Source organism: Planctomycetia bacterium (assembly GCA_034440135.1).
Lineage (GTDB): Bacteria > Planctomycetota > Planctomycetia > Pirellulales > JALHLM01 > JALHLM01.
In genome coordinates this window covers 1-25523 of record JAWXBP010000446.1, presented here as the reverse complement: position 1 = coordinate 25523, position 25523 = coordinate 1, and the positions used below count along the sequence as shown (strand labels likewise).

The following is a 25523-nucleotide window of genomic DNA, read 5'->3' as shown; positions in this document are numbered from 1 at the left end:
TCGTCACGCCGACGAAAAAAACGCCAGCCGCCGATACGGAAGCGGTCGGCGAATTCTGGGCGGCGCTCGGCGCGCGGGTCTTCATGATGACGCCCGAGGCGCATGATCGCGCCGTGGCCGGCACGAGTCACTTGCCGCATCTGATTTCGGCCATGCTCGCTGCCGTGACGCGCAGCGAAGACGCGCCGCTGATTGCCGGCGGCTGGCTCGACACGACGCGCGTGGCCGGGGGCGATCCCGAACTCTGGCGGCAGATTCTGCAAACGAACAATCAGCAAGTGCTGGCAGCGCTCGCGCAATTTGAAAAACAACTGACCTCGGCGCGCCGCGCGCTCGAACGCGGCGACGGCGCACGATTGGCAAAACTCCTGGCCCAAGGAAAGGCCGTACGCGATGCTTTGGGAAATTGACATCCATGCCGCCGCGGGGCACATCGATCGCAACGCCGAACGCGTGCGCCACGACGCCCGCGATTTGGGCCTTGGCGACGAGCTCTCGGTCCACGCCATCAGCGGCTATCTAGTCGAGGGCTCGATCGATCAGGCGGAAGTCGAACGCCTCGGCCGCGAACTACTCGCCGATCCCGTCGTGGAGCGCACGCATGTCGCGCGCGTCGGCGACGCGAGCCTTTCAAGGCCGCCCAGCGATGGTCAACATTTGATCCATGTGCTGCCCAAGCCGGGCGTAATGGACCCCGTGGCGCAAAGCGCGCTCGGCGCGATGCTCGACGGCGGCTGGCAAGCGTCGGCTGTGCGGACGTTGCGCAAGTATTGGATCGGCGGCGCGGACGACGCTCAACTCGATCGGCTGTGCGCCAAGTTGCTGGCCAACGATGCCATCGAGCAAGTTGTGCGCGGACCCTTGTTGCTGGATAAACTCGACGTCGGCACAAAGTACGTGATGCAACGCGTCGTCGTACCGATCCGCGAATTGAACGACGACGCGCTCGTCAAGCTGAGCCGCGAAGGACAACTCTCCTTGTCGCTGGCGGAAATGCGCACCATTCAGGAACATTTTCGCGAGCAACATCGCGAACCGACGGACGCAGAATTGGAAACCATCGCGCAGACCTGGAGCGAGCATTGCAGCCACAAGACGCTGGCCGGCCGCGTGCGCTATCGCGGGCCGGAGGGCGAGCGGCTGTTCGAGAACATGCTCAAGGAAACGATCTTCGCGGCCACGCAGGAAATTCGCAAATCGCTCGGTGCGGATGATTGGTGCGTGAGCGTGTTCAAGGACAATGCTGGGGTGATCCGCTTCGACGAACTGAATAACGTCTGCTTCAAGGTCGAAACGCACAACCATCCCTCGGCGCTGGAACCGTACGGCGGAGCGAACACCGGCATCGGCGGCGTGATTCGCGACCCGCTCGGCACCGGGCTCGGCGCCAAGCCAATCTGCAACACCGACGTCTTCTGTTTCGCGCCGCCCGATACGCCTGCCAATACTTTGCCCGCCGGCGTGTTGCATCCCAAGCGGGTGATGAAGGGCGTCGTCTCCGGCGTGCGGGATTACGGCAACCGGATGGGCATTCCGACCGTGAACGGCGCGATCTATTTCGATCCGCGCTATCTCGGCAATCCGCTTGTGTATTGCGGCAACGTGGGATTGATTCCGCGCGACAAGTCCGACAAAGCGACCCTGCCGGGAGACTTGATCGTCGCTGTCGGCGGTCGCACGGGGCGCGACGGTATCCACGGCGCGACGTTCAGTTCCATCGAGCTCACCAGCGACAGCGAAAGCCTTTCCGGCGGCGCGGTGCAGATCGGCAACGCGATCACTGAAAAGATGGTCGTCGACGCGATTCTGCAAGCCCGGGATCGCGGCCTCTACAACGCCATCACCGATTGCGGCGCCGGCGGGTTTTCGAGCGCCGTCGGCGAGATGGGAGAAGAGATCGGCGCGGAAGTGCAGCTCGATCGCATCCCGCTCAAGTACGAGGGACTAAGCTACACCGAGATGTGGATCAGCGAGGCGCAAGAGCGGATGATCCTGGCGGTGCCGTCGTCGAAGTGGGAGGAATTCCATCAACTGTGCGCGGCGGAATCGGTCGAAGCCACGGCGATCGGCACGTTTGTTCCCACGGGGCGGTTGGTGCTGAAGTATCATGGCGAGACCGTGGCCGATCTCTCGATGGAGTTCCTGCACGGCGGGAGGCCGAAAGTCATTCGCGAGGCGACGTACGTTCCGGCGCCGGTCGAAAAGTTGGCCGGAACCGCGATGTGGACCCGCGAATACACGAACGACTTGCTGAACATTCTCTCCTCGCTTAATGTCGCCAGCAAAGAGTGGGTGATTCGCCAGTACGATCATGAAGTGCAAGGCGGCAGCGTCGTCAAACCGCTGGTGGGCGTCACGAATTCCGGACCCGGCGACGCGGCCGTGGTGCGGCCGGTGCTGGGGTCGCAGCGCGGCATCGCGATCTCCTGCGGGATGAATCCGCGCTACGGCGACTTCGACACCTATCACATGGCGGCCAGCGCGATCGATGAAGCGATGCGCAATTGCGTGGCCGTCGGCGCCGATCCGTCGCGGATCGCCATCCTCGATAACTTCTGCTGGGGCGACACGAACCGCCCCGAAACACTTGGCTCGCTGGTCCGCGCGGCGCTCGCTTGCTACGACCTGGCGGTCGTGCTCGGCACGCCATTCATCTCCGGCAAGGACAGCCTCAACAACGAGTTCAGCTATCAAGGCGCCGACGGCGAACGCCGCACGATTGCGATTCCGCCGTCGCTCTTGATTAGCGCGATCGGACAACTTGATGACGTGCGTCAGGCGGTAACGATGGATCTGAAGCGCGCTGGCAACCGGCTCTACATCGTGGGCGTGACGCGGGACGAGCTTGGCGGCTCGCATTTGGCACTCGTCCGCGAATGGACCGGCGGCAGCGTCCCCGCAGTGGAACCAGCCCAAGCGCGCGCAACATTCCAAGCGGTGCATCGCGCAATGAAAGCCGGCCTGATCGCGTCGTGTCACGACTTGAGCGAAGGCGGACTGGCCGTCGCGGCCGCCGAAATGGCCTTCGCTGGCGGCTTGGGGTTGGAAATCGATTTGAGCCCCGTCCCCTGCGAGGGACAACTCGACGACATGGCCAAGCTGTTCAGCGAATCGAACAGCCGCTTCCTCTGCGAAGTATCGCCCGCCAAGCAGGCCGCGTTCGAAGCCGAACTCGCCAAGTCGATCGAAGGCGAGGCGAACATCGCCTTCGCCTGCATCGCCGAAGTACTGCGTGAGCCGATCTTCCAAGTCCACGTCGCGGAAGACGAGCTCGCCATTGACACGACGATCGCCGACCTGGAAGAAGCCTGGAAAGCGCCGCTGCGCTGGTAACGCTTTTCCAAATTGAACCGCGGAGACGCTGAGACGCAGAGGATTTAACCGCGAAATACGCGAAATAACGCGAAAGCTTGTAGGGCGGGCCGTGCGCGCGTCGGGTGTCAATTCTTGATTAGAGCGTGCTGAAGGCGAATCGTTTTGTTTCCTAGCGTAAGGCCCGCCGCGCGACGAAGTGGCGGGCCTTACCGGTTCTATTTACGGGGAATCCAAAGCATGCGGCGCGTTGAGAGCATCACAACGCCTCATTCGCGCACGGCCCGCCCTACGGTTCGACGTTCGTCCATTCGTCGTTCGACCTTCGTCATTCAGATTTGATTCGACATTCAGATTTCGACCTTCGAAATTCCCCACCTACCGTTGCGGCTTCGCGAAGTGCCGTTCGCCCCGGATGCCTTCGTCGATCCAGGCTTCCACCGTGGCGGCCGGAATGAGTTCCACGTGGCCGTCGGCGTAGAGGTAGTTCGCCGACGTGTGTTGATGCCGGTCGAGCTGGATGTCGCCGTAGACCTTGTCGCGCGAAAGGTTGCGGTGAATGCTGTGTTCCGAGAACCAGTCGCCGGCGTGGATATGGTCGTTGATGAATTTCAAGTCGCGCTGATCGGAGCCTTCGAAGACGACGATGGTGCGCGACGAGGCTTTGAGCTTCCAGAGGTTCAATACCGCTTCAGGCACCTGCTTCAGGCAGATGTAGTCATTCAGCACATAGCTGGTGGACTTGTTCGCGACGCGCCGGGGGCCGATGGGATCTTCTGGACAGATTCGCATCTCGTCGACGTTTTCCATGTACGGTCCGAGGGAATAGACCCACGAGGCCGTCGGCGGATCGGCATGGGCCGTGAGCGGCGCGCGGCCGCCATGGTTGTTGGCGTACATCTGCATCGCCAGGCCGACTTGCTTCAAGTTCGATTTGCAGGCCGCGGCGCGCGCGGCGGCGCGGCTGATCTGCAACGCCGGCAGCAACAGCGCGATCAGGATGCCGATGACCGCGATCACCACCAGTAACTCGACGAGCGTGAATCCGCGCTTTTGCATAGGAACCGCCTTTCGGCGAACGCGTCGCGGCGCAAAATTGCACCGCGACGCCTCGAATAAGTAACCGTCCACTATTGCCGCACTCGCACGCGCCGACGCAGCGTGACAAGGGCGACGCAACCTGCGAGGCCCAACGCCATCGCGCTCGGCTCCGGCACCGCCGCGGCGATCGCTGCTACGCCCGCGTCGAACTTCGAGGGATCGACGCCGTTGTTGGCGATCGCCCAAAACGTCTCCGACGTTTCGTAACTCGGCCCGGAAAGTTGAAACCCAACTGCATAGAGCCCAACCGGCGCGTCGAGCGGCAGCGCCAACGTGACGGAGCTGTGTCCCCCTTCCAGCCCTGAGTACGCCGAGAGCGCGCCACCGGCGACGAGCTCATCGTCCGACTGCACGACGATGTTGAATCCGGAACGGGAGATCGCGATGTCCTTCGGCGATGGCAGCACGTCGCCGCCATCCCAGTACGCCAAAGCCGATGGATGCGCGGCGGAGCCCGCTGCGTTCACCGAGAGCACCGTACCCGCGGGGATATTACCGCCGAACACAGGATGAAACGCGGCCACAGCGGCCAGCGCGACGGGCGCGGCGGCTGGCGAGGGCGCAAAGGTCCCTTCTGGCGCGTTGAAGTGGACCAACTCCGACGCGAACAACTGGTTGGCGGGGTTAACATCCACCGCCATCGGAATACCATGCGCGGCCGCCGTTTGCACAACGCAAGCGACCAGCACGAACAAGCAAGAACAGAAAGCAATACGCATTGTGAATTGAACCTCGTCAAAGATGAATCGTCATGGGAAATGGTTCATCGCGCATGGCGAACGTTGACGCCGTACGACGAACCGTGAATGTTGTGCGTGCGCAGAAAACCGGCGCGATCGACAACCAGCAGTACACGAAACGTGACGATTAGCCGACGCGAGGAGGGGGCGAAGGCGGCGCCGGCAAGAGAGTGTCGGCGGAATGCGAGCTCAACGGGCAGACGGCAATCTCGACGATCGAGATGGTTAACTCAATGACCGGCGGCGGTAGCGCACCAACCGTGTGCTGCCAAAGATGTCCCACGCCACGGCAAGCGAGCGAGTCCTGGATCACGACTTCTGAGTAGGAATTGCGTTCCAAATCACCTGGCGAAGGCTCTGTTGCTGGGGCTGTGCAACCTTTGTCGCTGCAGCAGGAGCGCTTCGTGACTGCGATCTGCGACGTCTCCGCCTCGACCATCGCCAGGAGTTCCGGCGGCGGCACGTCGCCGTGGGATCGCGCGAACGCCAGACGCTCGGCCGCGGTGTGGCAGCAGCAACGGCGATAGCACTGCTCAGCATTCTGGCAGCCGCAACGGCTGTACATGCAGAGAAACGGCCGCGATAGATCCTTCCCGCCGGCCAGCGGCAATGGCAACCCGATGGCAATCGTCACATACCACATCGCCGCAAACCACCCGACGGTGGCTCGGAACGAACGCCGCGCGCGGAACGCGAAGTGGCGGGCTAGCATGGGGAAGGCGGCAAATTCGGTAGGACTCGCAGAATCGGCCTGGATTGTAGATCGCCGCCGACGGGCGAGCAACCGGTGGGAATACCTAGACAGTCCGGAACCATTCTCGACTGTGGGAGGCGTCTCCGACGCCGATGCGAACGACGCGAGCATTGAGGTTCGGGGTGCTTCTCGCGAAAAGCGCCAGCTCCATCGGCGTCGGAGACGCCTCCCACAGTCGTTCGAGCTGCTCATGCTGGTGCAATGTTACAGCCGTTCGCAAATCGCCCGCAGCACCGCTTCGTCGCTCGGGTAATCCGTGTCGGCCAGCGCCCGTAGCGGGACAGGGACATTGTCCATGCGATAAATCGTTCCGGCCGCATGCAGGCCGTAGACTGCGGTCGTGAAGCAGACCTCGGGCGATACGACCTGATCCGCGCCGGGGTAGTCCAGCAGGATCGTCGGGATGCTTTGCAAATGCTCCAGCGCCGCGCGCGAAAAATAGCGCAAGGTTTCCGCGCCGATCAACAGGCAGGCGTCGACTTCCCCGCGATCCAACAAATCGCCAGCGCTGAATTCACCTGGGTTGTAACGTGGCGAGCCGCGCGACAAATCGACGGCGAACGGATACCCGGTTTGCCAGGTGAGGACGTTGTCCGCGCCGGAGACATCACCTTGCAACCGCATCCGCCGCGCGAAGAACCGGGCGTGCGCGTTCATCTCCGCGACCAGTTGCAGCAGCGCCCCGACGTTGACGTTGCCCGCCGTGGGCAGCGCATCGTCGCTCCACATCCGCGTTTCCACCAAACCGAGACCGAAAAAGACAACACCGGTCCGGCAGCCGCGCATTAATACGGAAAGTTGTTGCAGTTCCGGCGGCAGGTCGCTGCCGGACCCGGTGCGCAACGCTTCGCGCAACATCGCGATGGCCTCGAAGTCGCGGCCTCGTTCGAGCGGAATGACCAGGTCGGCGGCAGCGCCCTGGGGATCTAAACGCCACTCGTGTACCTGGTCCGCCGGGCCGACGAGCACGATCGTTCGATCGCTTCGTCCGCCTTCGCGATAGCGTCCCGGCGGGAAGACCGAATAGCGTTCCGCGTGACGCGGGTGCGACGCGCCCGGATGGCATCCCCAGAAGATCACCAGATCGGCCCGATTGCGCACTTCGCCGAGCGTGCAGGTCGATTCGCCGAATTCCTGGATCGCCATGATCGACGGCCCGTGGCACATCGAGGCCGTGGTATCGATCACCGCGCCGGCACGTTCGGCCAATTCGACCGCGGCCCGCTGTCCGGCCGTGGCGCTCCGGGAAAGTCCGTAAATAAGCGGGTAGTCGGCGCGGCGGAGAATCTCGGCGGCCCGAGCGACGCCTGCCGCGAAGCCGGCCGGCTGGCCAATCAACGCCACGGCCGGCCGATCCGTACGGCCGCGATCGTGGAACCAAGCTTCGGCCAGTGAACACTGCGGGAAAATAGCTTGTAGCTCGTCTCCCGCGAAATGCAGCGTCAAATCGTCACAAACGCACCCGCAACCGGGGCAGGCGACGTTCGTTTCGTAGCGGTCGACAGTCACTCAAAAACCAGAAATCAGCGAGGCGGAAGAAACTGCATCCGGCAGGAAATCATAGTTCCCAGCGACCCAATTGCGTACCGAGGCGCGGCGCGATCGCAGACGGAAAACCTGCGCCAATTCCGTGAAAATGCGCGCATTGCTTCAGGAAAACAGTGATTGTAGATGGCAATAAACTTTTCAACGGCCACTGAATTCCATGATTCCTCCGGCATTCACTTTTCGGACCGGCGCGCGCGGATTACACTGAATTGGTAGGACCTCATCGCTAGCGCCACGGCGACGGTCGAAAGCGGCAGGCGGCCGCGGTTTTTGCCTCATTTCCGGCCAAATTCGAGCCTTTTTCTGATGCGCCGCAGTAGTCCGCGCAACGGACACATCAAGACCTTCGCCTTCGCCCCCGGCGCCCAATTGGCCGAGAAATACGAGATCGTCTCGTTGCTCGGCCGCGGTTGGGAGGGGGAGGTGTACAAGCTGCGCGAATCGCGAACCGGCATCGAGCACGCGGCCAAGTTTTTCTTCCCGCATCGCAATCTCCAGGACCGCGCCGCCCGGTTTTACGCCAAAAAACTGCATAAGCTCCGGCACTGCCCGATCCTGATCCAATACCACACCCAGGAGCGGATTCCCTTTGAGGGGCAGGCGATTACCTGCCTGGTCAGCGAGTACGTGGAAGGCGAGCTGCTCAGCCAGTTTTTGGAGCGCCAGCCGGGGGAGCGGATCGGGGCGTTCCAGGGCTTGCACCTGCTACACGCCCTGGCGGCCGGCATGGAGCGGATCCACCATTTGCACGAATACCACGGCGACCTGCACTCCAAGAACGTGATCATCCGCCGGGTAGGCATTTCGTTCGACTTGAAGTTGTTGGACATGTTCCATTGGGGCTCGCCCAAGCCAGAGAACATGCACGACGACGTGTGCGATTTAATACGCCTCTTTTACGACGCCTTAGGCGGCCAAAAGCATTACGCGCGGCAACCGGCCGAGGTCAAAGCGATCTGCTGCGGCCTGAAGCGATCGATCATCCTGAAAAAATTCCGCACCGCCGGCCAATTGCGGTCGTATCTGGAAACGATGCGCTGGGAATAACGGCCTTTAGTTCTCGGGCGCCGGCCTCGGTTTCACAAACGCGCCGCGGGCGTGAGCCAAGGCATCCACCGCTTCGTTCAAGTGCCCCGACTTGAATTGGCAGTGGCTGAGCACCATCCAGACGTGGCGATCGGCTGGCGTGGGAAATTGCTCCGCGGCCGCGGTGAGCGGCGCTACCGCTTCATCAAAGCGCTGTTCGAAGCGAAATGCCTGCCCGCGCAGGTACAAGACCGGCGCAGCCAACGGGCCTTCAGTGGGCAATGGTTCCAGCACTTCCAACGCTCGCGCCGTCAACCCGAGTTCGAGATAGCCCGAGGCTTCCACCACGCGGCGGGCGATTTGAATGGGATGCAGTTTTCCCTTCACGCGATTTAGACTCCGAATACGGCCACTTCAAGGTTCCGCAATGACCGAATGCAACTAGTGCGCCAATCGGCACATGGCGATTGGACCTTGCCTCCGCGTCGTAGAGCGAAGTCATGCCCAATTCTATGTTTAACGCCGTCAAGTCATTCTCAATGACGCCGTGCAAAGCAGGCGTAGAGTCGTTACGCCCAACCCGAGTAGTCTGCCAAGTTGGCGTTTGCGGCGACTCAGATGCGCGGATGGATCGCCAGGCGACGATCGAGCTATTCCGCCTTCGGCGCAGGCGTGACATGCCCCGGCAACGCTTTGATGCGACCGAGAATGTCGCTCTTCACGGCCTGATAACGGGCGTCGGCTGGCGAGCCGAACTCGGTGACGAAGCGACTCGTATCGAGTCCCTCAGGCAGCCCGTCGCTGGCGGGCGCATAGTCGGCAAGTTTCAGCGTCTTGGCGAATTCGCCAAGTAACTTCGGGTCTGCAGCTAGCTTGCGAGCGAATTCGACACCGGCCAGGTCGGCGCTCAGATCGGCGAAACTGAAGCCGCTGCCGCCTTGTGCGTCTTTCAATTCTTTCAGCACGCCGGCGGATTCGGCCAATTTTGGCGAGAGAGCCATGCTCAGTCCGGCGCTGATCGTGAAATGCAGCAGCAGGTCTTCACGGCCATGCAGCGTGGGATTACCAATGACTTCCAAGCGATGGCGGCGCTCGTCCGCGGTTTCGATGGAGGAAAGTGCGGCGGCGGCCAGCGGATTTCCGCGCACCTGTTCGGAGCGATCGAGCGCGACGGCCAAGCCGATCAAACAACCCTTCGCGGCGTTGGCTGGCGAGAGCTTCACCGCCGCGGCCGCGGCTTGCCGATAATACGCGTCGGCCAGTTCGTCGCCGACCAAGCGTTGCGCTCCGTCCGTGGCAGCTTCCGGCAACTGCGCGTTGCGCTCCGCGTACTTGGTGATCGACGCCAGCACGCGTCGCGCCGCTGGCACGTACGGCGGCGGCGTTGGCTTGGGCTCTTCCGTCACTGGGCCGACCATAGCCAATAGCCGGCTGGCGGCGTCGTCCTTGGGGAGGGCCTTGTCGATTTCCCAGTACACGGCCGCCAGCAACTGCCGCGTGCGCAGATCGAGTTGGCGGAGCGAGCGGACTTCGTGACGGCCCATCTCGCTGGTAATCAAGTTCATCGCCAGCGTGTTCAGCGGATCGAACGCGATCTGGAACTTCACGCTGTTGGCCTGTTTGTCGGCCAAGATCGGCCGCATTACCGTGGTGTTCTCGGGGCTATGTGCCGCACCGAAGAAGTGGCCCAATTCGTGAACCAGCAACTCTAGCCGTTCGGCGGGCGCCACGCGCTTGTTCCATTCGCGCAACAATGCATGGCGGCAAAATGGACCGCGCACGCCGCCCAGATTGGTCCGCCCCTGCACCGGTTGAAACTGACTCGTGAAACCGATCGCGATCCGCGCCGGCGCGGGATCGACCTTCGCTTCGAACTCGTTCAGCGCCAGGTCGAAGTCGTTCACCGCGTCATTGGTATCCCAGGTCTCGACGGCCACGACTTCGAGGCGTGCGAAGCAATGCTGTTCGAGGATCTTCGAACAGTCGGCAATGCGCTGGCGGAGGTCTTTCTCCCAGATCTCACGATGCAACGGCTGATCGTCATCGACGAGGATCTTGACGGTGAGTACGACCGGTTGCGCCGGCTTGTCGGCGACCTTTGAGTCCGCCAGTTCCGCCGGACGGCGGCGCAGCCCAATCTCATGCAGCTCCACCTTCTTGTTGTCCGGCGTGTCCGCGAAGAAGTAGGCCGAGTTGGGTAGAATCTCGTACTGCTGGCCCTTGTCGCCGGGCGGATAGTTCACGATCAGCGGACCATCGATCCGCACCGGCACGAGATCGAGCGGCGCTAGACGTAACTCGTGCGGCTTGCCTCCCTGTGCGGCCACGGTAAATCGCACCGGCTTTGCCGCGCGATTGGCGATCACCACGATGTCCGCGCGCAGCACCGAGCCAGCCAGCGAGACTAGCAGGATCGCAAGCAACGGGATTTGAGAGAGACTACGCACGGCGGTTCCGCTTGCTTTTATCGGTGACACGCCTGAGCGTGCTCTACACTAGCCCTTCGTATAGAGCGAAGCGCCCTCTTCCAATCGGGAACCAGCGGCGTCGGTGATCGCAAATTTCTTGGGTCCCCACATCGCCACGCCCGCGTGCGAGCCGTCTTTGGCGATCAGGTAAAACTGCAAATCAAACGTCGGCCGTCCCTCGGCGTCGCGCAGGCGCGGGACGGTGTGCTGGGCCACGCGGCGCAGAATCTCCAGTCCGGCTTCCTTGGGCGGCATCCCGGAACGCATTAACTCTACGGCGGCCATGCTGCTCAGATTCTGCAGGTTGGCTTCGCCGCGTCCGGTGCTGCCGCAGGAGCCGATTTCATTGTCGCAATACAGCCCGGCGCCAATGATCGGCGAATCCCCCACACGCCCGGCCAGCTTGAAAGCCAAGCCGCTGGTGCTGGTCACACAGGAAACATCCCCGTTGGCGTTCATCCCGGCGCAATGGATCGTCCCCGTCGGGCGGCCGAAAAAGCTCTTCACCGCGGGATCGAGTTCGTCGTCCGGCGGCGGCAACCAGTCGTCGTCCGGTCCGCGCGTCTGCCGCCAGTAAAGCCAGATCTTGCGGGATTCCTCGGTGAGCAGATTCTCCTCGGGAAAACCTTGCGCGCGGGCGAACTGCAGCGCCCCTTCGCCAACGAGCAGCACGTGGTCGGTCTGCTTGAGCACCAGCCGCGCGACTTGCGCCGGGTTCTTCACGTTGCGGAGCGAAGCCACGGCGCCGCATTGATGCGTCGGGCCGTGCATCACCGCGGCGTCGAGTTCGACGACGCCATCTTCATTCGGCAAGCCGCCGTAGCCGACTGAGTTGTCCTTGGGATCGTCCTCGACGATCGTCACGCCCGCGACGCAGGCGTCGAGCGGATCGGCGCCGGCGACGATCATCTCGTAGGCTTTCTTCGTGGCCTCCAGCCCATTGCCGGATGAAATGACTTTGACCGGAAACTGGCCTTGGGCAGGCAAAGGACGCGGCGATTGCTGAGCCAGCGCCTCAGGGACGGCGGAAAGCGTCAAAGCTGCGGCCCCCAAACTAGTCCCGGCCAAAAACCCACGGCGCGAAGCGCGCCCTGCTGCATCCGACATGGCTGTGGTCTCCCGAGTGCGTGTGAGACCAGCGTAATCGGAGGCGGACTCGCTGGCCAGGGGAGTCGTGCGTCTGGTCGACACGAATGAAAAAATGCCGTGATTCGTGTTCGCCTCCATGCTATCGAAGTAGAATGACGACTTGGCACGCAGGGGCCAAAATCATCGCGCGGATTGTAACCTGACCTTGCTAGTGCAGCCTCGTTTCAAGCATCGGTGAACATCATGATATACGCATCTCGCGTCACAGTCGTCTTCGCCGCCGTGTTGACGATGTCGATCGGCGTTAGTCGCGGTGCGGTGATTGACGTCGACACAGTAATCGGCCCCGACTATCCGTTTCAACAGGAGACCATCACAGTCGTCGATGGAATCCAGCCGCCCACAGAAGTGACAATCTTGGACGGCGTGCTTCTGGGAACGCCTTCGGGGCCCAGTGTAGACATTGCGCTCGAACTACTTGGCGTCAGTCGAGCTGCGATGCAAGGCGGCATTATCCAGGGAAGCACCGAATCTGTGGCAGTCCGTGACCATGCGTCATTTCATATGGTCGGAGGCGAGATCATTTTTCGTCCGATCGTAGCCCACGACAACAGCCGTGTCGTTATCGACGCTGGCCAGTGGGAGAATATTCAGTCCTTCGACTCCAGTCGCGTACAGATCAACGGCGGCGGTCCACTCGGCCATATTTATTCTCTGAAAACCTTCGGCGACTCCCACGCGGTCATCAACGATTCCGGCCTGGACGCTTTGGCCGACGACACGAGTTCGATCGTCGTCAACTTCGGCAGGTTTGAGTCGTTCAGGTCGCTGGGCAACTCCGAAGTGTTGATCAAGGGCGGCGGCTACACCACCGGCATCCGCGCGCTGGAGGCAAGCGTCGTGCATATCCGCGGACTCGACGATGATCTGTTCAGCGAACCTTTACGCATCGAGAATTCCGCCGTCGTTCATGTCTATGGGACGGGCCTACACTTCGACGTCGTCCCCGATCCCGACATTCAGATCAACGTCGTCCGCGGCACTTGGGCTGACGGCAGCGAAGCGCTGTTCCGCTACCGCCTCTTCGACCAAGGCCAAATCATCCTCCACGAAGTCCCGGAACCAACCGCCGCCGCCCTCTTGGCCCTCGGCGCGGCTAGCATGCTCGTCTGGCGGCGCGCTCACTTCGCCGCGCTAACTCGCTCGGCGGCCAAGCATAGGTAAACCACCTCAAAAAACGCACTTCCATGGAAACCGCACCTTATTGGTTTCCCCCTCCTTTTCTCCCTCCCGCCGTAGGTCAGGCTTTCCAGCCTGACGAGATCAACTGCTCTTTCTACATAGGATGTGAGCGTCAGGCTGGAAAGCCTGACCTACGGCGAAACGGCAATACCAACCCGCAGCGCCAGCGTGGGGCCGAGGACGACGATCCGTCCAATGTAGCGCGCTGCGACTCTCCGATTACCGTCCGCCGCGCTCCGCCAGCAGCCGATAGAGTTTCCGCCCCGTCGTATTCAACGGCAGCTCAGCGATCTCTTCCAGTGTGAACCAACGCTGCTCGTGCGACGCTGGCCCGCAATGTTCTCGCGACGTGATGTGTGCCGCATGACAATCCAGTTCGATGCGATAACGCGTCACCGTATGGCGCCAGCTTGCCAACTGCTCGCCGATTGCAATGGGTGCGCCCAAGTCCCCGGAAATGGCATTCAATAAGGTAGCGGAAGTAACGGGCTGCCCATCTTCCAGCTCGAACCGCGGGAAATCCCACAAGCCTGCCCAACGGTCGCCGTCGCGGCCTTTGCGCAGCAAGAATTGATTCCGTCGCACGACGGCCAAGAGCAGATGCCGCACCCGCGTGGCGCGCGGCTTCGATTTCGCCCGCGGGATCTGGTCCTGCAACCCTGCAGCGCGCGTCGGACACAGCGCCGCCAAGGGGCATTCCGCGCAAAGCGGTCCGCGCGGCAGACAGACCTGGCTGCCGAGTTCCATGAGGGCCTGGTTGATTTCGCCCGCGCCGCGCCGCGGCAATAAGGCCTCGGCCGCGCCCCAGAGCAGCGTCTGCCCCGCGCGACTTGTCGGATCGCCGCCGAATCGCCATAGCCGGCTATAGAGCCGGACCGTATTCGCCTCCAATATGGGCGCCGGCACGTCGAAGGCGATCGAAAGAATGGCGCCGGCCGTATAGCGCCCGATGCCTGGCAGGTCGATCACCGCCTCAAACGCAATTGGAAAGCGGCCGCCATGCTGCTCGACAACGTGCTTCGCCGCGCTGTGTAGCTGCCGGGCGCGCCGATAATAGCCGAGCCCTTCCCAGAGCCGGAGCACCTGTTCCTCCGGCGCGGCGGCGAGCGCCGTGATCGTCGGCAACGCGGCAAGGAAACGCTCGAAATAGGGGATTACCGTCGCCACTTGCGTCTGCTGCAGCATGATTTCGCTGAGCCAGACGTGGTACGGATCGCGCGTGCGCCGCCAGGGCAAATCGCGGGCGTGGGCCCGATACCAGCGCAGCAACCGGCTGCGGGCCGAGCGCAGCCAGGTCGCGTCGTGGTCCGTCGCTGCAGTTTGGGTCACCGGGATGCGTCCATTCTTTCCTGTCACCGCTTGCCAGCCATCGCTCGTCGAAGCCACAATCATGCAAGGAGATCCGCGCCACGACAACCACGGCCCGGCCCCATCCATCACTGGCGGCAGCACACGTAGCCAGCGGCCACGCAAACTGTCGCCCGGGATATTTCTGTTGAATCCTCGCAAACGCGGCCGTCCCCCTCGACGCAAATCAGGTAGCCAGGCCAACCCGGCCTCGCCGAGCACACCCAGCGCGCTAAAGCTCGCGCGCCGCGGCGAAGGTAACCCGCCCGTCTGGGAGCTGACGCATCCGCGCTGTGCGCGCGAACGGTCCGAAGATATCGAGGAAGTCCGCGCGATGCTCGAGGCTGGCGAGTTCGATATCGCCCGGGACGAGTTGCGGTGGCTCCTCGACGGCTGTACCGATTTCGTGGACGCCCATCACCTGCTCGGCGAGATCGCCTTCGCCGAGGGGGACTTTTCCCTGGCACGTGGCCATTTTGGCTACGTGCATCGAATTTGCACGGCGGCATTTCCGGGCGACAAACTCAGCGGCACGTTGCCCGCCGCGCTGCCGGGCAACCGCGTGTTTTTCGAGTCCGGGAAGGCCCTCGCCTACTGCTTGCACGAACTGAAGCTCACCGCGCAGGCGTTGCAACTATTAGATGAATTGCGCCGCCTCGACCCCGGCGACCCGCTGGAACTCGCCGCTCGGTGGCAAACCTGGTCGAACGAAGTGCAGCAGATTCGTCTGCTCTAGCGCTCCGTCCAACCCAAGTTGTGGGCACATGCTCCCCATCGTCTCCTTTCGCTCCGCGAAAGGAACGGCCCTTTCGCGGAGCGAAAGGAGACGATGCCGCGACGGCCATCGCACCTTAGCCGGTGGCCGAAATTATTATTGCATATCTATTGCAATAGCGCGGACGCTCAGCTAATTTAATGCAATTGACTTGCATTAAATGTGGCGATTGCACATGCACTCTTTGGGCGAATCACATCCGCCGAACCACTCGCCGCGTCGCTGCGGATTCACGCTCGTCGAACTGCTGGTCGTGATCGCCGTCATCGGCGTGTTGATCGCGCTGTTGTTACCGGCCTTGCAAATGGCCCGCGCCGCGGCACGCTCCGCATCCTGCGCCAATAACCTCAAACAACTCGGCCTGGGCATCCTGATGTATTGCGACAACCATGCTGGCGCGATGCCGCTCGTGAACCATAACGTCGATCTCGACGCCCAAGTGAGCTGGGTCTATTCGCTCGCACCTTATGTCGGCCATGTGGACGATTTGCGCATTTGCCCCGACGAACCCAAGCCGGCCGAGCGCCTCGCCGCCAAGTCGACGAGCTATGTCTTCAACGGCTATCTCACAGTTCAGGTCCCCGGCGCCGTCCGCAATCTGAACAAGCTGCGTTCCACGCACCAGACGATTCTGCTGTTCGAAGGCTCGGACCATCGCACGACGTCCGCGCAGAACGAGCACACGCATTCCTACGACTGGTTCCGGCCGCTGAACATACGCAACGGCAAAACCTGGCCGTTGATCACCAGCGAGATTCAGCCCGACCGGCACTGGAGCTCCTCTCGCGAAGACCACACCGCCGGCTCGGCCAACTACTTGTACGCCGACGGCCACGTAGCTTCACTCGACGCCGCCACGCTCAAAGGCTGGGCCGATACCGGACACGATTTTGCCAAACCTGCCCGCTAACATCTGCTGGAGACTTCACTCATGAGAACTCTGATTCGTGGAACTCGCGCATTGCTCCTCGCCGTACTTGCCATGCAAAGCGTAGTTCAATGCGCCTCGTCGCAACACTTGGGAGACGTCGAAATTGCGCTCGTGGGCAATCGCCTCACGACGTTCGACGAGGACGGCGAAGCCCGCGTTTATATCAACGAGTTCGACAACCTCGGCGGCCAGCTCTTCACTGACGAACCCGGCTTTGAATCGCACACGGGCGAACTGCCGGGCGGCACGCCGATCGCCTTCCACGTGACGCAGTCGCTCTGGTACTGGGATGGCGCTGAATTGCTCGCTCCGCCAAACGGTGCTTCGATCGAAATCTCGCTCGGGCAAATTAGCTCGTTGCTTGTGACCGCCGAGAGCGGCGCCCAAGCCGGCTTCACGATCGCGACGACGAGCGTTTTAGGCGAGATGCACACGCACTTGAACTACACGCTCGCGCCGACGGGCGCTGCGTTCGGGGTCTATGGCGTGGTGCTGCAACTGACGTCTCCTCAACTCGAGGCATCGCCGCCGTTCTTGCTCGCCTTCAACCATGGGCTGAACGATCCGGACCAGATTCTCGACGGCGCGGATGCGATTGCCGAGGCGTCGCAAATCTTCGACGCACCGGTGTTGCTCGGCGACACCGACGCGGATGGCGACGTCGACGTCACCGATCTTAACAACGTCCGCAATCAGTTCGGCGGCGCGGGCAATCCAATTCTAGGCGACACCTACCCGTTCGATCAGTCAGTCAACATTACCGACTTGAACAACGTGCGCAACAACTTCGGCGCGGGGCAGCCACCCGCCGCGGTTCCCGAACCTGCCTCGCACCTGCTCGTCGTTTCCGCAATGCTTTTTGCCGGACTGGCTGCCGTGCGAACGCGCGGCAGGCGAGTTACCCGCGGCCCGGACCTCGTCGTCCGCGTGGATTGATGGTCCATGGCAGCTCGCTTTCGCCGAATTGCGTGAACAACGCGTCGACTTCGATTGCCCGTTGTCGCACGGCGGCGATGTTCCCGGAAGCTCGAGACATCTCACTTGGCGCCGAAGTCGGCTCGCGAAGGTCGTCGGCGATTCGCGTGGCCCGGGAGTTCGCCGGCGCGATGAGTGCAGCGCCGCTCGCGCCGAAGTTGTTGCGCACCGCGTTCAGATCTTCGATGCCCACGCTGCCGTCGCCGTTGGCGTCGCCGAGTACGTTGGGACCGTCTTCGCCGAAATGATTTCGGACGTTGTTGAGATCCGTGACGTCCACATCGCCATCGCCGTCGGTGTCGCCAGGCTGAACGGGCGACAAGAACAACGATTCAAGATGGACCTTCCAAAGTTCATGCCCATGATTGCCGTCGTCGGCGGAGAAGTACAGGACATTGCCGACGGCGGTGAGATAATCTGGCTCAGAGCTATTTGGGCCTGGGTTCAGGTCGGCCACCATCATGGTGCCGGCTTCCGTGCCGTCGCTCATCCAGAGTTCGTATTCGCTATCGCCGTCGTTGGCCACGAAGAACGCGGTTTCGTTCACCACGATCAGAGTCTCACCGTAGTAGTTGCCGGGATGCGTGTACGGCGGCAACATCTTGATGGGCACGGTTCCCTCGGGCGTGCCATCGCTTTTCCAAAGCGCTTCTTCGCCCTCGTCGCCGACATTGGCAATGAAGAATAGCGTTCCGCCGACGTTGGTCAGGAATGCGCCGTAGCTGGAGTAGTTGACCTCGATTTCCTTGACCAGCACGGTGCCCTCCTCCGTGCCGTCAGTCTTCCAGAGGTCAAACAGGCTGGCTTCGCCACTATCGGCGATGAAAAAGAGCGTGCCGTCGACATCGATCAGGTTGTACGGCTCGGAACCGTAGCGCCCCGGGAAAATGTCTTTGACAGGTTTCGTGCCTGCGAGCGAACCGTCGCTCATCCAGAGTTCTTCGCCGTTTTCTTCGTCGTAGGCGCTGAAGAACAACTTGCCCCCTGCGGCCGTCAAGTATCTCGGGTAAGAGCCGCCCTCGCCGGGCACGATGTCTTTCACGCGAATCGTCCCGGCGGACGTGCCGTTGCTCATCCACACTTCACGGCCAGCAGCCTCGGTTTCCGCCGTGAAGTACAAGACGTTCCCTACAGCGGTCAGGTCGTATGGATAGGAGTCGTAGCTGCCGGGCACGATATCCTTCACGCGGACGGTGCCTGCGGCCGTGCCGTCGCTCTTCCAGAGTTCGCGTCCGCTGACGCCGTCGTCGGCGGTAAAGAACAGCGTGTCGCCGACTGCCACCAGATCTTGCGGTTGCGAGCCGTATTCTCCCGGATGGATGTCTTTCACCAGCACAGTGCCGGCTGCCGTGCCATCGGATTTCCAAAGTTCGTCGCCGGTCTCAAAGTTTCCCGACACGAAGTACAGCGTGCCGCCCACGCTGGCGGTATAGCAGTAGCAGCCGAATTGATTGATGAACATGTCCGTGAGGCGCGTGGTTCCGGCTGCCGTGCCGTCACTCTTCCACAGCGCATCCCCGGCTCCGTCATCGGCCACGAAGTACAACGTGCCGTTGACGTCAGTGAGGTAACTGGGATACGAATCGTGCGTGCCAGGTTGGATGGTTTTGATCAGTTCGACGCCACCGGGATCGCCGTCGCTGGACCGTAGTTCCAATCCGCCTGCCGCGCCGCGGGTCATGAACAACGCCTTGCCGTCCAGGTCGGCGGGCCCCGTCAACGGCTCGAGGCCTGACGCCGACACCGTGCCCGCGTCGGTGCCGTCGCTGGTCCAAAGTTCGCGAGCCCCTGCGCCATAGCCGGCGATAAAGAACAGCTTTCCACCAATATTGGTCAGTTTGTAAGGGTGCGAACCTGGACCTTCCGCTGGGGAATCTTGCACCTTGGTCGTTCCCTCGGCGGTTCCATCAGTCTTCCAGAGATCCGCGCCGCCGGCATTGTCGGTATTGGTGAAGTACATCACGTCATCGACGACCACGCGATCATAGATATAGGAAGCGTCGAACAGCGACTCGGTCCCCGCTTCTGTGCCGTCAGTTCGATAGAGATGCGGCAGTCCCGCGTCGTCTGAGGCAGTGAAGAAAAGTTGTCCTTGGAAGGACGTGAGATTGTTTGGATAGGAGTCGTTGGGGAACGCTTCGAAGTGGCCGATGTAGCAGTATCCCCAATAATCGAAGCCATCACACACGTACCCTTGATGGGTTCCCGGAGCAAGGTCCTTGACGAGGTACGTGCCGGCCTCGGTGCCGTCACTCGTCCACAGTTCTCTGCCCGCGGCGGACGTGCCAGAAAAGTACAATTGGCCGTCGACGTTGGTCAACTTGTTGGCCGGGAGGCTGGCGACGACCGGAATGGTGCCTGCGGCGGAGCCATCCGACTTCCAGAGTGCATTCTGCGCGGTGAAATACAGCGTGCCGTCAACATTCGTCAATTCCTGCGGGTAGATCGGGTCCATGAACGGATCAATATCTTCCACGGGCGTTGTGCCTGCGTCGCTGCCGTCACTCTTCCACAACGCCCTGCCGCCGAATTCGCGAATGGCCGAGAAAAACAGCGTGCCATTCACGTTCGTCAAGTTCGTGGGATGAGACCCACTGCTGAAGGGCAGGATGTCCTTGACTTGGTGAGTCCCCGCGGGCGTCCCGTCGCTCGTCCAAAGTTCCACGTCGCCGTAACCACTGTCGGCGGTGAAGAACAAATTTCCGCCGACGTCGGTCAGCTGCGCGGGTGAGGAGCCGTCGGCGCCGGGCCGGACGTCCTTGAGTAACGTCGTCCCGGCGGTCGTACCGTCGGTACGCCAGAGTTCGCGGCCATGCTCCGCGCTGTCGGCGACAAAATAGCCAGTATTGCCAATCGCCAGCAACTCACCCGGTCCGCCAACCACGGGCTGCGTGTTGATGTCGGCGACCAATTCCGGCGTGAGGGCCAGCAGCTTGCGCGTTTCGAGCGCTTCAAAGCTCAATCGCGGTTGTGATTTGGCCCGTCGCCCGCGTCGTCCCGCTTGGCTGCGGAAGTTCATCCGCGGGAAACCGGGCTTGGGCACGTCAAACAAATCATTGAACCGCATGAGAAGTCCCTTAATGTCTGGCTACGCGATGGATGAGGGGTTTCGGGCGGCGGGCGCAGAGTCGCGGCCAGGCGATGTCGAACGACTTTACCGGGCGCTTGCGTTCTAATTGCGCCGGTGACGCAGAGCGAGACAGAAAAACCGGTCAGCGCGAAAGAAAGACTCGGGCGGGGCACTGTGCACCCCCCCGGTAGCGCCGTCACAGGGAATCGTTGGCCGACGATTCGCGTCGCGTGGCTTCCTGCTTCTGCCCGCGGATCAACTCCCGGGCTTCTTGCAGAAGCGCAGCGTACAACACCGGATCACCCCATTCCATCCAGTCCGGTTTCGTGAGCGAGACGTCATCCCCGCCGCCCAATTTGGGGTCGTTGTGGCGGTGATTGGCCGCGTCAATCCATCGTTCCGCCTCGGCGAGGCAGCGTTCCGCGTCGTGTACATGTCCCAATCGGCTATGGGCCATTGCCAGGAAGCACCAGTCCCAGGCGCGTGGAACGTGGATTTTCGCTGCTGCGTCGAAACACTCGACGCATGCTTCGTACTTGCCGACACGGTAGAGCGCGGAGCCGCGCGCCCAGGCGCCCCAATGCCACAATACGTCCGATGTCCGTGAAAACTCCAACAGCTGGGACATGTCATCCAGCGAATCGGCGCTCAACGCGCAGGACCGCAGTAATTCACCCGCGGTACGCGGCTCGTTGTTCCGTTCGAATTGCCGAACCATCGCGGCGCAGACTCGCCGATAAGCGTCTCGGTCTCCGGCAGCGAAGTGGGCGGTGGCCACGAATCGCCACATCGTGGGATCTTCCGGGGCGAGGGCGCTGGCTTGCGCGAATTCGGTCGCGGCCAGCCGCCAGTCCCGCCGACCGACGGCGCTATAGCCGGCGCTGCGATGGAACTCAAGTCGTACCTCTGCATCTTCAGGCAAAAGCTTAAGCGCTTTGGCATATTCCATGTCGGCGGTAAAGTTTTTTCTCAGGCTGGCAAAGGCCCGAGCGCGCATGACTTGCAGCCTGGGATCCATGGGCCGTTGCTCGCCATGGATCAGCGCCCAAGCTTCCCGGCAACTGATCTGGAACTCCAACCAATCCCACCAGGCAATCGGCCAATCGGCTGACGCACCTTGGTTATGAACCCAGTGGCGTCTCCAGTTCGTGCGTTCTGCATCGTAGCGAATCTGTATCCAGAGTTCATGCGACTCAATCGCCTTGTCCAGCGTCTGCTTGGCCACCTCGATCTGGCCGACCCGGTGTTGGGCCATGGCCAGGATCGGCAGACTCAGCGCCCGAACTGACCAATCAGGATCGCCCGTCAGAGAATCCGTTAGGGATTCCACCGCCGGCTGGTATTGACCATCGCGATATAGAGCCGCTCCTAGTACGTAACCTCGAAACCACCCCCCCGGATCGGCGGTTTTCGCTTCGCGCGCCAGTTGAACGAGGGGCCTGAAGTCCGCGGGCGGATTGCTCGAAAGTACGCACGTACGTGCCAATTCACCGGCCAAATTGATGTCCAGCGTACGGTGGAAACGCTCCTGCATTCTCTGGCGAGTGCGGTCGTAGCCGGGTAAATCGCCCAAATACAAGAGCAGCAAGGCCTGCCGATACCAGCGCATCGTTGCGTCCGGCTCCTGAATCGCCATCGCCTTGCCGAAGTCCGCGCTCGCCAGATCCCATAATCCCAAGCTCGCGTAGAGATCCCCGCGGGCCACCCAGACCGACACGTGTTCGCCATGCAATTCGATGGCCTTCGAAAACGCGTCGTGAGCGTCATCCCATCGTTCTTGAGTCGTGAACCAGTTGCCGCGGTCGAGCAACGCGTTCGCAGCGGTGAGTCGTTCCAGGCCCTGTCGAATTTCGCCAGCGCGATCTTCGGCCAGTTTTTGCGCCTGTTCGAAGCGGTCCCGCTCCGCCTTCGTGCGGGCTTGCTCCGCGCGAATCAGATAATTGCTCATGGCCAGCGTGATAAATCCCAGCGTGAATGCCAACAGCACTCCCGCTGCGGCCAGCGAAGCCGCCTTGTTCCGCGACACAAACTTGCGCAGGCGATACCAGGTCGAAGGGGGGCAGGCCTGCACCGGCTCGTCGCGCAAATAGCGCTGCACGTCCAGGACCAGTCCCACCGCCGTTTCGTAGCGCCGCCGCCGGTCCTTTTCCAGGCATTTCATCACAATCCAGTCGAGCTCGCTGCGAAAGGCAGCCGATTGCCGGCGAAGGTCTTCCGCGCGACCTTCGGCGCCTGAGGACTTCGCGCTCGCTCGCATCGCCAGGCGCGCCGAGGGACGCGGCGGCTCTTCTTCGCGAATGATGCGGCGCACTTCGTCGATGCCGACCGTGCGGAAGCGCTCGCGATCAAATGGCGTGAGTCCGGTCAGCAATTCATACAGCAGTACGCCGAGGCTATAAATATCCGAACGCGTATCGACGTCCAGCCCGCTCAGTTCCGCCTGCTCGGGACTCATGTAGAGCGGCGTCCCGACGACTTGGGCGAAGTGGGTGAACAACGTCCGTTCCGTGAGCGGCGAATCGATGGCCTTGGCCACGCCAAAGTCGATCACGATGGGCGTCGGCGCGCCGTCCATCAATGTGACTAGGACGTTGGACGGCTTGAGATCGCGGTGAATGATGCCCTTCAAATGGGCATGCTGCACCGCGCGGCAGACTTGCGCGAACAGCTCCAGCCGCTCGCGCGGCGGCATTTGGTTCACGTCGCAGTATTCGGTGATGGCCACGCCACGGACCAATTCCATCACGAAATACGGCCGTCCCGATTCCGTTTCGCCGGCATCGAGCACCTTGGCGATGTGCGGATGATCCATCATCGCCAACGCTTGCCGCTCCGCCGCAAAACGGGCGACCACCTGCTTGGTATCCATGCCGGGCTTGAGCACCTTGAGCGCGACTTTGCGCCGCACCGGCTTCGATTGTTCCGCCATGAACACGACTCCGAACGCTCCCTCGCCGATTTGCTCCAGCAGCTTGTAAGCGCCGATTTGCATGCCCGGGCGTTCGACGAGTCGTGGTCCGGCCGCCGGCTCCACGCGCTCCATGAGGGCGATCGTAGGAAACAACTCCAAGATCCGTCCGGCGAAGTCGGGATAGCGGCGGGCGTATTCGTCGGCCGTGGGACGTTCGCCGCGACGCAAGCGTGACGCATACTCGTCCGCCAGTTCCGCCAGCCGATCGGTGAATGTCGCGTCGTCGTTTATAGCGCAAACGCCGCGAGTCCGCCGGGCAACGACTCCAAGATCTTCCGCAGCCGTTCGAGCGCCCTTAGATAGCGCATCGAGGCGGCGCGCTCCTCGATGCCCAGCACCTTGGCAGTCTCGCGACTGGTCAGTTGTTCGAAGTGTCGTAGGGCCAAGGCTTCGCGATCAAGCGGGTCAAGTTGATCCAATGCCTCCTGCAAGCGAGTCTTGCACTCGTCGCGCATGGCGGCCTCACTGGCTCGCGTCCCAAACCCGACGATCTGAGCCGCCAATGCGGACGCAGTGTCATCCGCCAGTTGGCGTTGAAACAGGGACACCTCTCTGCTCGCGTTGCGCATCTGCGTACCTAAATGCCCGCGATGCAATTCCAGCAACTTGTTCGACGCGATGCCCCGCAACCACAGATACAACGACGAGTCGTCCGTCGGCACGAAGGCCTGGCGGTGCTGGCAAGCCTCGAAAAACACGTCCTGCACGACGTCCGCCGGATCGACCCGCCCGCGGAGTCGCGAGTCGAGGCGAAAGGCCACGAGCCGTCGGAGCCGCTCCTCATGCTGGCGCAGCAGCTCGCCCCACGCCGTCTGATCAAGAGCGGCGTCCACCGCGTCAAATTCCGCCGGAGGTTCGTGCGGCATGTAGAATGAAAACTCGGCTTGTTAGCCTAATTGCGCTCGGTCGCAGAAGCGAGACAGCGCAGTACCGGCAATTCTTCACGTTGTGGCGTCCGATTGCCACTGTTTACCGGTCGACTGCGAGCGGATTTGGCGAGTTTGTGGAGAGTTCACCTAATCCTCAATAGAGCTAGCAGCTTCAGCGCCTGGAGCGCGACCGACACTGCTCCAGTCACTCCACAAGCTCCACACCAACAACAACCCCGACGCCAGCCCATACGCCGTTGCGACGCGCAGGGGCGACAGCGTATGGGCGTAGTTCGGCAACTCGCTCGGCAGATTCCACGGCAGCGCCAGCGGGCTATCTGGAAACGGCGAGTGAATCACGCCGAACAGACTTGCCACCGCGGCGCAGGCCATGAAGGCCGCGGCGACGCGGAGCTTGCCGTCGATCATCGCTGCAAGTGACGCGGCCCACAACAAACTTGTCACGATGAACCCCGCGGCCAGCACGCGGAGCGTTTGAATTTGCAACGCGAGCGTGGGCGAGAGATCGTCGAGCGACTTGCCTGACTCCGCCAGCACGTTGCCGACGAAGATCATCGCCAGCGAGGCCATCGCCGGCAGGCAACAGAGCGCGACTGCCGGGTAATGGCGATCCGGCGTAGCGTGGAAACTCTGCGCAGTGATCTCCAAGCCGACGAAGATCAGGATCGGAAAGATCGCGGCCGGCGGGATCCAGGCGAAGAGATAACCGAAATATCCTATCACGCCGGCGCTGCCGACGAACAGCGCGGTCGCCAGCGTGTAACCGGCGCGGCCGCCCATCGCTTTGTACGCGGGATGGCCGATGTACGGCGTGGTCTGCACGACGCCGCCGCAGATCGCCGCGACGATCGCGGCCACAGCCTCGATGCCGATCACCGTGCCAGTGTGGTATTCATCGCCAACCGCCTTGGCGCTCTCCGTGCAATCGATCCCGCCGACGACCGTTGCCAGAGCGAACGGAATCACGATTGGCAGGTAGCGAAAACTGTCATCCATTGTGCCCCACCACTCGAAGCGAAACGCGGTCAGCCATTCCGTCGGCCAGAGCCCGACGCTGGGGTCGAACGGCGTCGAACTCGGTTCGATCCAGCCGGAAGCCAACAGCAAATAGTGAATGCCGCCGCCGACCAGCAGCGCCGCCAAGGCGCCCGGCAGTTTGAACGGGAACTTCTGCCGCGCGACCATCGTACAAAGAAGCACCGCCAGGGACGGCAGCACTACTAGCGGTTCGTGCCAGTTTTCCAGCAGCGGGATGAAGGCGATCAGCACGAGCGCGATCGCCGC

General features: G+C 62.1%; 19 protein-coding genes. 7 read left to right on the top strand and 12 right to left on the bottom strand.

What is annotated here, in order from left to right; translation table 11 throughout:
- Together SGJ19_25780 and purL are read left to right on the top strand one after the other, a co-directional pair.
- Positions 1 to 410: prephenate dehydrogenase dimerization domain-containing protein (locus SGJ19_25780; protein MDZ4783673.1), on the top strand; the 410-nt coding region annotated here is incomplete at its 5' end.
- On the top strand, positions 394 to 3333 hold the full coding sequence (purL, locus tag SGJ19_25775; protein ID MDZ4783672.1) for a phosphoribosylformylglycinamidine synthase subunit PurL: 2940 nt from the start codon (positions 394 to 396) through the stop codon (positions 3331 to 3333). The genes SGJ19_25780 and purL, both read left to right, overlap by 17 nt.
- Before the next feature lie 357 nt (positions 3334 to 3690).
- Here purL and SGJ19_25770 read toward each other — a convergent pair whose 3' ends face one another.
- From SGJ19_25770 to SGJ19_25755, 4 genes are all read right to left on the bottom strand, one after another.
- Positions 3691 to 4371 carry a DUF1559 domain-containing protein gene (locus SGJ19_25770; protein MDZ4783671.1) on the bottom strand — a complete coding sequence of 227 codons (681 nt, stop codon included), beginning with the start codon at positions 4369 to 4371 and terminating at the stop codon, positions 3691 to 3693.
- Positions 4372 to 4442: 71 nt separating this feature from the next.
- Positions 4443 to 5132, bottom strand: coding sequence for a hypothetical protein (locus SGJ19_25765; protein MDZ4783670.1), 690 nt, complete (start codon positions 5130 to 5132; stop codon positions 4443 to 4445).
- Positions 5133 to 5280: 148 nt separating this feature from the next.
- Positions 5281 to 5865: a hypothetical protein gene (locus tag SGJ19_25760; protein MDZ4783669.1), complete on the bottom strand. Its 585-nt coding sequence runs from the start codon at positions 5863 to 5865 to the stop codon at positions 5281 to 5283.
- 246 nt (positions 5866 to 6111) lie between these two features.
- On the bottom strand, positions 6112 to 7416 hold the full coding sequence (locus SGJ19_25755) for a formylmethanofuran dehydrogenase subunit B (protein MDZ4783668.1): 1305 nt from the start codon (positions 7414 to 7416) through the stop codon (positions 6112 to 6114).
- 345 nt (positions 7417 to 7761) lie between these two features.
- Here SGJ19_25755 and SGJ19_25750 point away from each other — a divergent pair, with 345 nt between their 5' ends.
- On the top strand, positions 7762 to 8502 hold the full coding sequence (locus SGJ19_25750) for a protein kinase (GenBank protein MDZ4783667.1): 741 nt from the start codon (positions 7762 to 7764) through the stop codon (positions 8500 to 8502).
- Between the two features lie 6 nt (positions 8503 to 8508).
- On the opposite strand, the gene SGJ19_25745 is transcribed toward SGJ19_25750, so the two are convergent.
- The 3 genes from SGJ19_25745 to SGJ19_25735 all read right to left on the bottom strand — a co-directional run bounded on the left by SGJ19_25745 (position 8509) and on the right by SGJ19_25735 (position 12056).
- The gene (locus tag SGJ19_25745; protein MDZ4783666.1) at positions 8509 to 8868 is read right to left on the bottom strand and encodes a hypothetical protein; all 360 of its coding nucleotides are present in this window, start codon (positions 8866 to 8868) and stop codon (positions 8509 to 8511) included.
- 263 nt (positions 8869 to 9131) lie between these two features.
- Positions 9132 to 10928, bottom strand: a complete 1797-nt coding sequence (locus tag SGJ19_25740) for a hypothetical protein (protein ID MDZ4783665.1) — start codon at positions 10926 to 10928, stop codon at positions 9132 to 9134.
- 48 nt (positions 10929 to 10976) lie between these two features.
- Positions 10977 to 12056, bottom strand: coding sequence for a N(4)-(beta-N-acetylglucosaminyl)-L-asparaginase (locus SGJ19_25735; protein MDZ4783664.1), 1080 nt, complete (start codon positions 12054 to 12056; stop codon positions 10977 to 10979).
- A gap of 225 nt (positions 12057 to 12281) precedes the next feature.
- Here SGJ19_25735 and SGJ19_25730 point away from each other — a divergent pair, with 225 nt between their 5' ends.
- On the top strand, positions 12282 to 13262 hold the full coding sequence (locus tag SGJ19_25730) for a PEP-CTERM sorting domain-containing protein (GenBank protein MDZ4783663.1): 981 nt from the start codon (positions 12282 to 12284) through the stop codon (positions 13260 to 13262).
- A gap of 237 nt (positions 13263 to 13499) precedes the next feature.
- Here SGJ19_25730 and mutY read toward each other — a convergent pair whose 3' ends face one another.
- Positions 13500 to 14672, bottom strand: a complete 1173-nt coding sequence (gene mutY / locus SGJ19_25725) for an A/G-specific adenine glycosylase (protein MDZ4783662.1) — start codon at positions 14670 to 14672, stop codon at positions 13500 to 13502.
- Between the two features lie 103 nt (positions 14673 to 14775).
- Here mutY and SGJ19_25720 point away from each other — a divergent pair, with 103 nt between their 5' ends.
- From SGJ19_25720 to SGJ19_25710, 3 genes are all read left to right on the top strand, one after another.
- On the top strand, positions 14776 to 15363 hold the full coding sequence (locus SGJ19_25720) for a hypothetical protein (GenBank protein ID MDZ4783661.1): 588 nt from the start codon (positions 14776 to 14778) through the stop codon (positions 15361 to 15363).
- Between the two features lie 214 nt (positions 15364 to 15577).
- Entirely contained in the window at positions 15578 to 16312 is a 735-nt protein-coding gene (locus SGJ19_25715) for a type II secretion system protein (GenBank protein ID MDZ4783660.1), read from the top strand.
- A 21-nt stretch (positions 16313 to 16333) separates the two neighbouring features.
- The gene (locus SGJ19_25710; protein ID MDZ4783659.1) at positions 16334 to 17269 is read left to right on the top strand and encodes a hypothetical protein; all 936 of its coding nucleotides are present in this window, start codon (positions 16334 to 16336) and stop codon (positions 17267 to 17269) included.
- Here SGJ19_25710 and SGJ19_25705 read toward each other — a convergent pair.
- The 4 genes from SGJ19_25705 to SGJ19_25690 all read right to left on the bottom strand — a co-directional run.
- Positions 17232 to 20375: a hypothetical protein gene (locus tag SGJ19_25705; protein ID MDZ4783658.1), complete on the bottom strand. Its 3144-nt coding sequence runs from the start codon at positions 20373 to 20375 to the stop codon at positions 17232 to 17234. The two genes, SGJ19_25710 and SGJ19_25705, sit on opposite strands and share 38 nt — an antisense overlap.
- Positions 20376 to 20574: 199 nt before the next feature.
- Entirely contained in the window at positions 20575 to 23517 is a 2943-nt protein-coding gene (locus SGJ19_25700; protein MDZ4783657.1) for a protein kinase, read from the bottom strand.
- Between the two features lie 59 nt (positions 23518 to 23576).
- Positions 23577 to 24215 (bottom strand): sigma-70 family RNA polymerase sigma factor, encoded by a 639-nt coding sequence (locus tag SGJ19_25695; GenBank protein MDZ4783656.1) that lies wholly within the window; start codon positions 24213 to 24215, stop codon positions 23577 to 23579.
- Positions 24216 to 24365: 150 nt separating this feature from the next.
- Positions 24366 to 25523 (bottom strand): permease (locus tag SGJ19_25690; GenBank protein MDZ4783655.1); only part of this gene is annotated, 1158 nt, incomplete at its 5' end.

Coding starts and splice junctions, on each gene's coding strand:
- purL (MDZ4783672.1), top strand. CDS start 394: ATGCTTTGGGAAATTGACATCCATGCCGCCGCGGGGCACATCGATCGC.
- SGJ19_25770 (MDZ4783671.1), bottom strand. CDS start 4,371: ATGCAAAAGCGCGGATTCACGCTCGTCGAGTTACTGGTGGTGATCGCG.
- SGJ19_25765 (MDZ4783670.1), bottom strand. CDS start 5,132: ATGCGTATTGCTTTCTGTTCTTGCTTGTTCGTGCTGGTCGCTTGCGTT.
- SGJ19_25760 (MDZ4783669.1), bottom strand. CDS start 5,865: ATGCTAGCCCGCCACTTCGCGTTCCGCGCGCGGCGTTCGTTCCGAGCC.
- SGJ19_25750 (MDZ4783667.1), top strand. CDS start 7,762: ATGCGCCGCAGTAGTCCGCGCAACGGACACATCAAGACCTTCGCCTTC.
- SGJ19_25735 (MDZ4783664.1), bottom strand. CDS start 12,056: ATGTCGGATGCAGCAGGGCGCGCTTCGCGCCGTGGGTTTTTGGCCGGG.
- SGJ19_25730 (MDZ4783663.1), top strand. CDS start 12,282: ATGATATACGCATCTCGCGTCACAGTCGTCTTCGCCGCCGTGTTGACG.
- mutY (MDZ4783662.1), bottom strand. CDS start 14,672: ATGATTGTGGCTTCGACGAGCGATGGCTGGCAAGCGGTGACAGGAAAG.
- SGJ19_25715 (MDZ4783660.1), top strand. CDS start 15,578: ATGCACTCTTTGGGCGAATCACATCCGCCGAACCACTCGCCGCGTCGC.
- SGJ19_25710 (MDZ4783659.1), top strand. CDS start 16,334: ATGAGAACTCTGATTCGTGGAACTCGCGCATTGCTCCTCGCCGTACTT.
- SGJ19_25705 (MDZ4783658.1), bottom strand. CDS start 20,375: ATGCGGTTCAATGATTTGTTTGACGTGCCCAAGCCCGGTTTCCCGCGG.
- SGJ19_25695 (MDZ4783656.1), bottom strand. CDS start 24,215: ATGCCGCACGAACCTCCGGCGGAATTTGACGCGGTGGACGCCGCTCTT.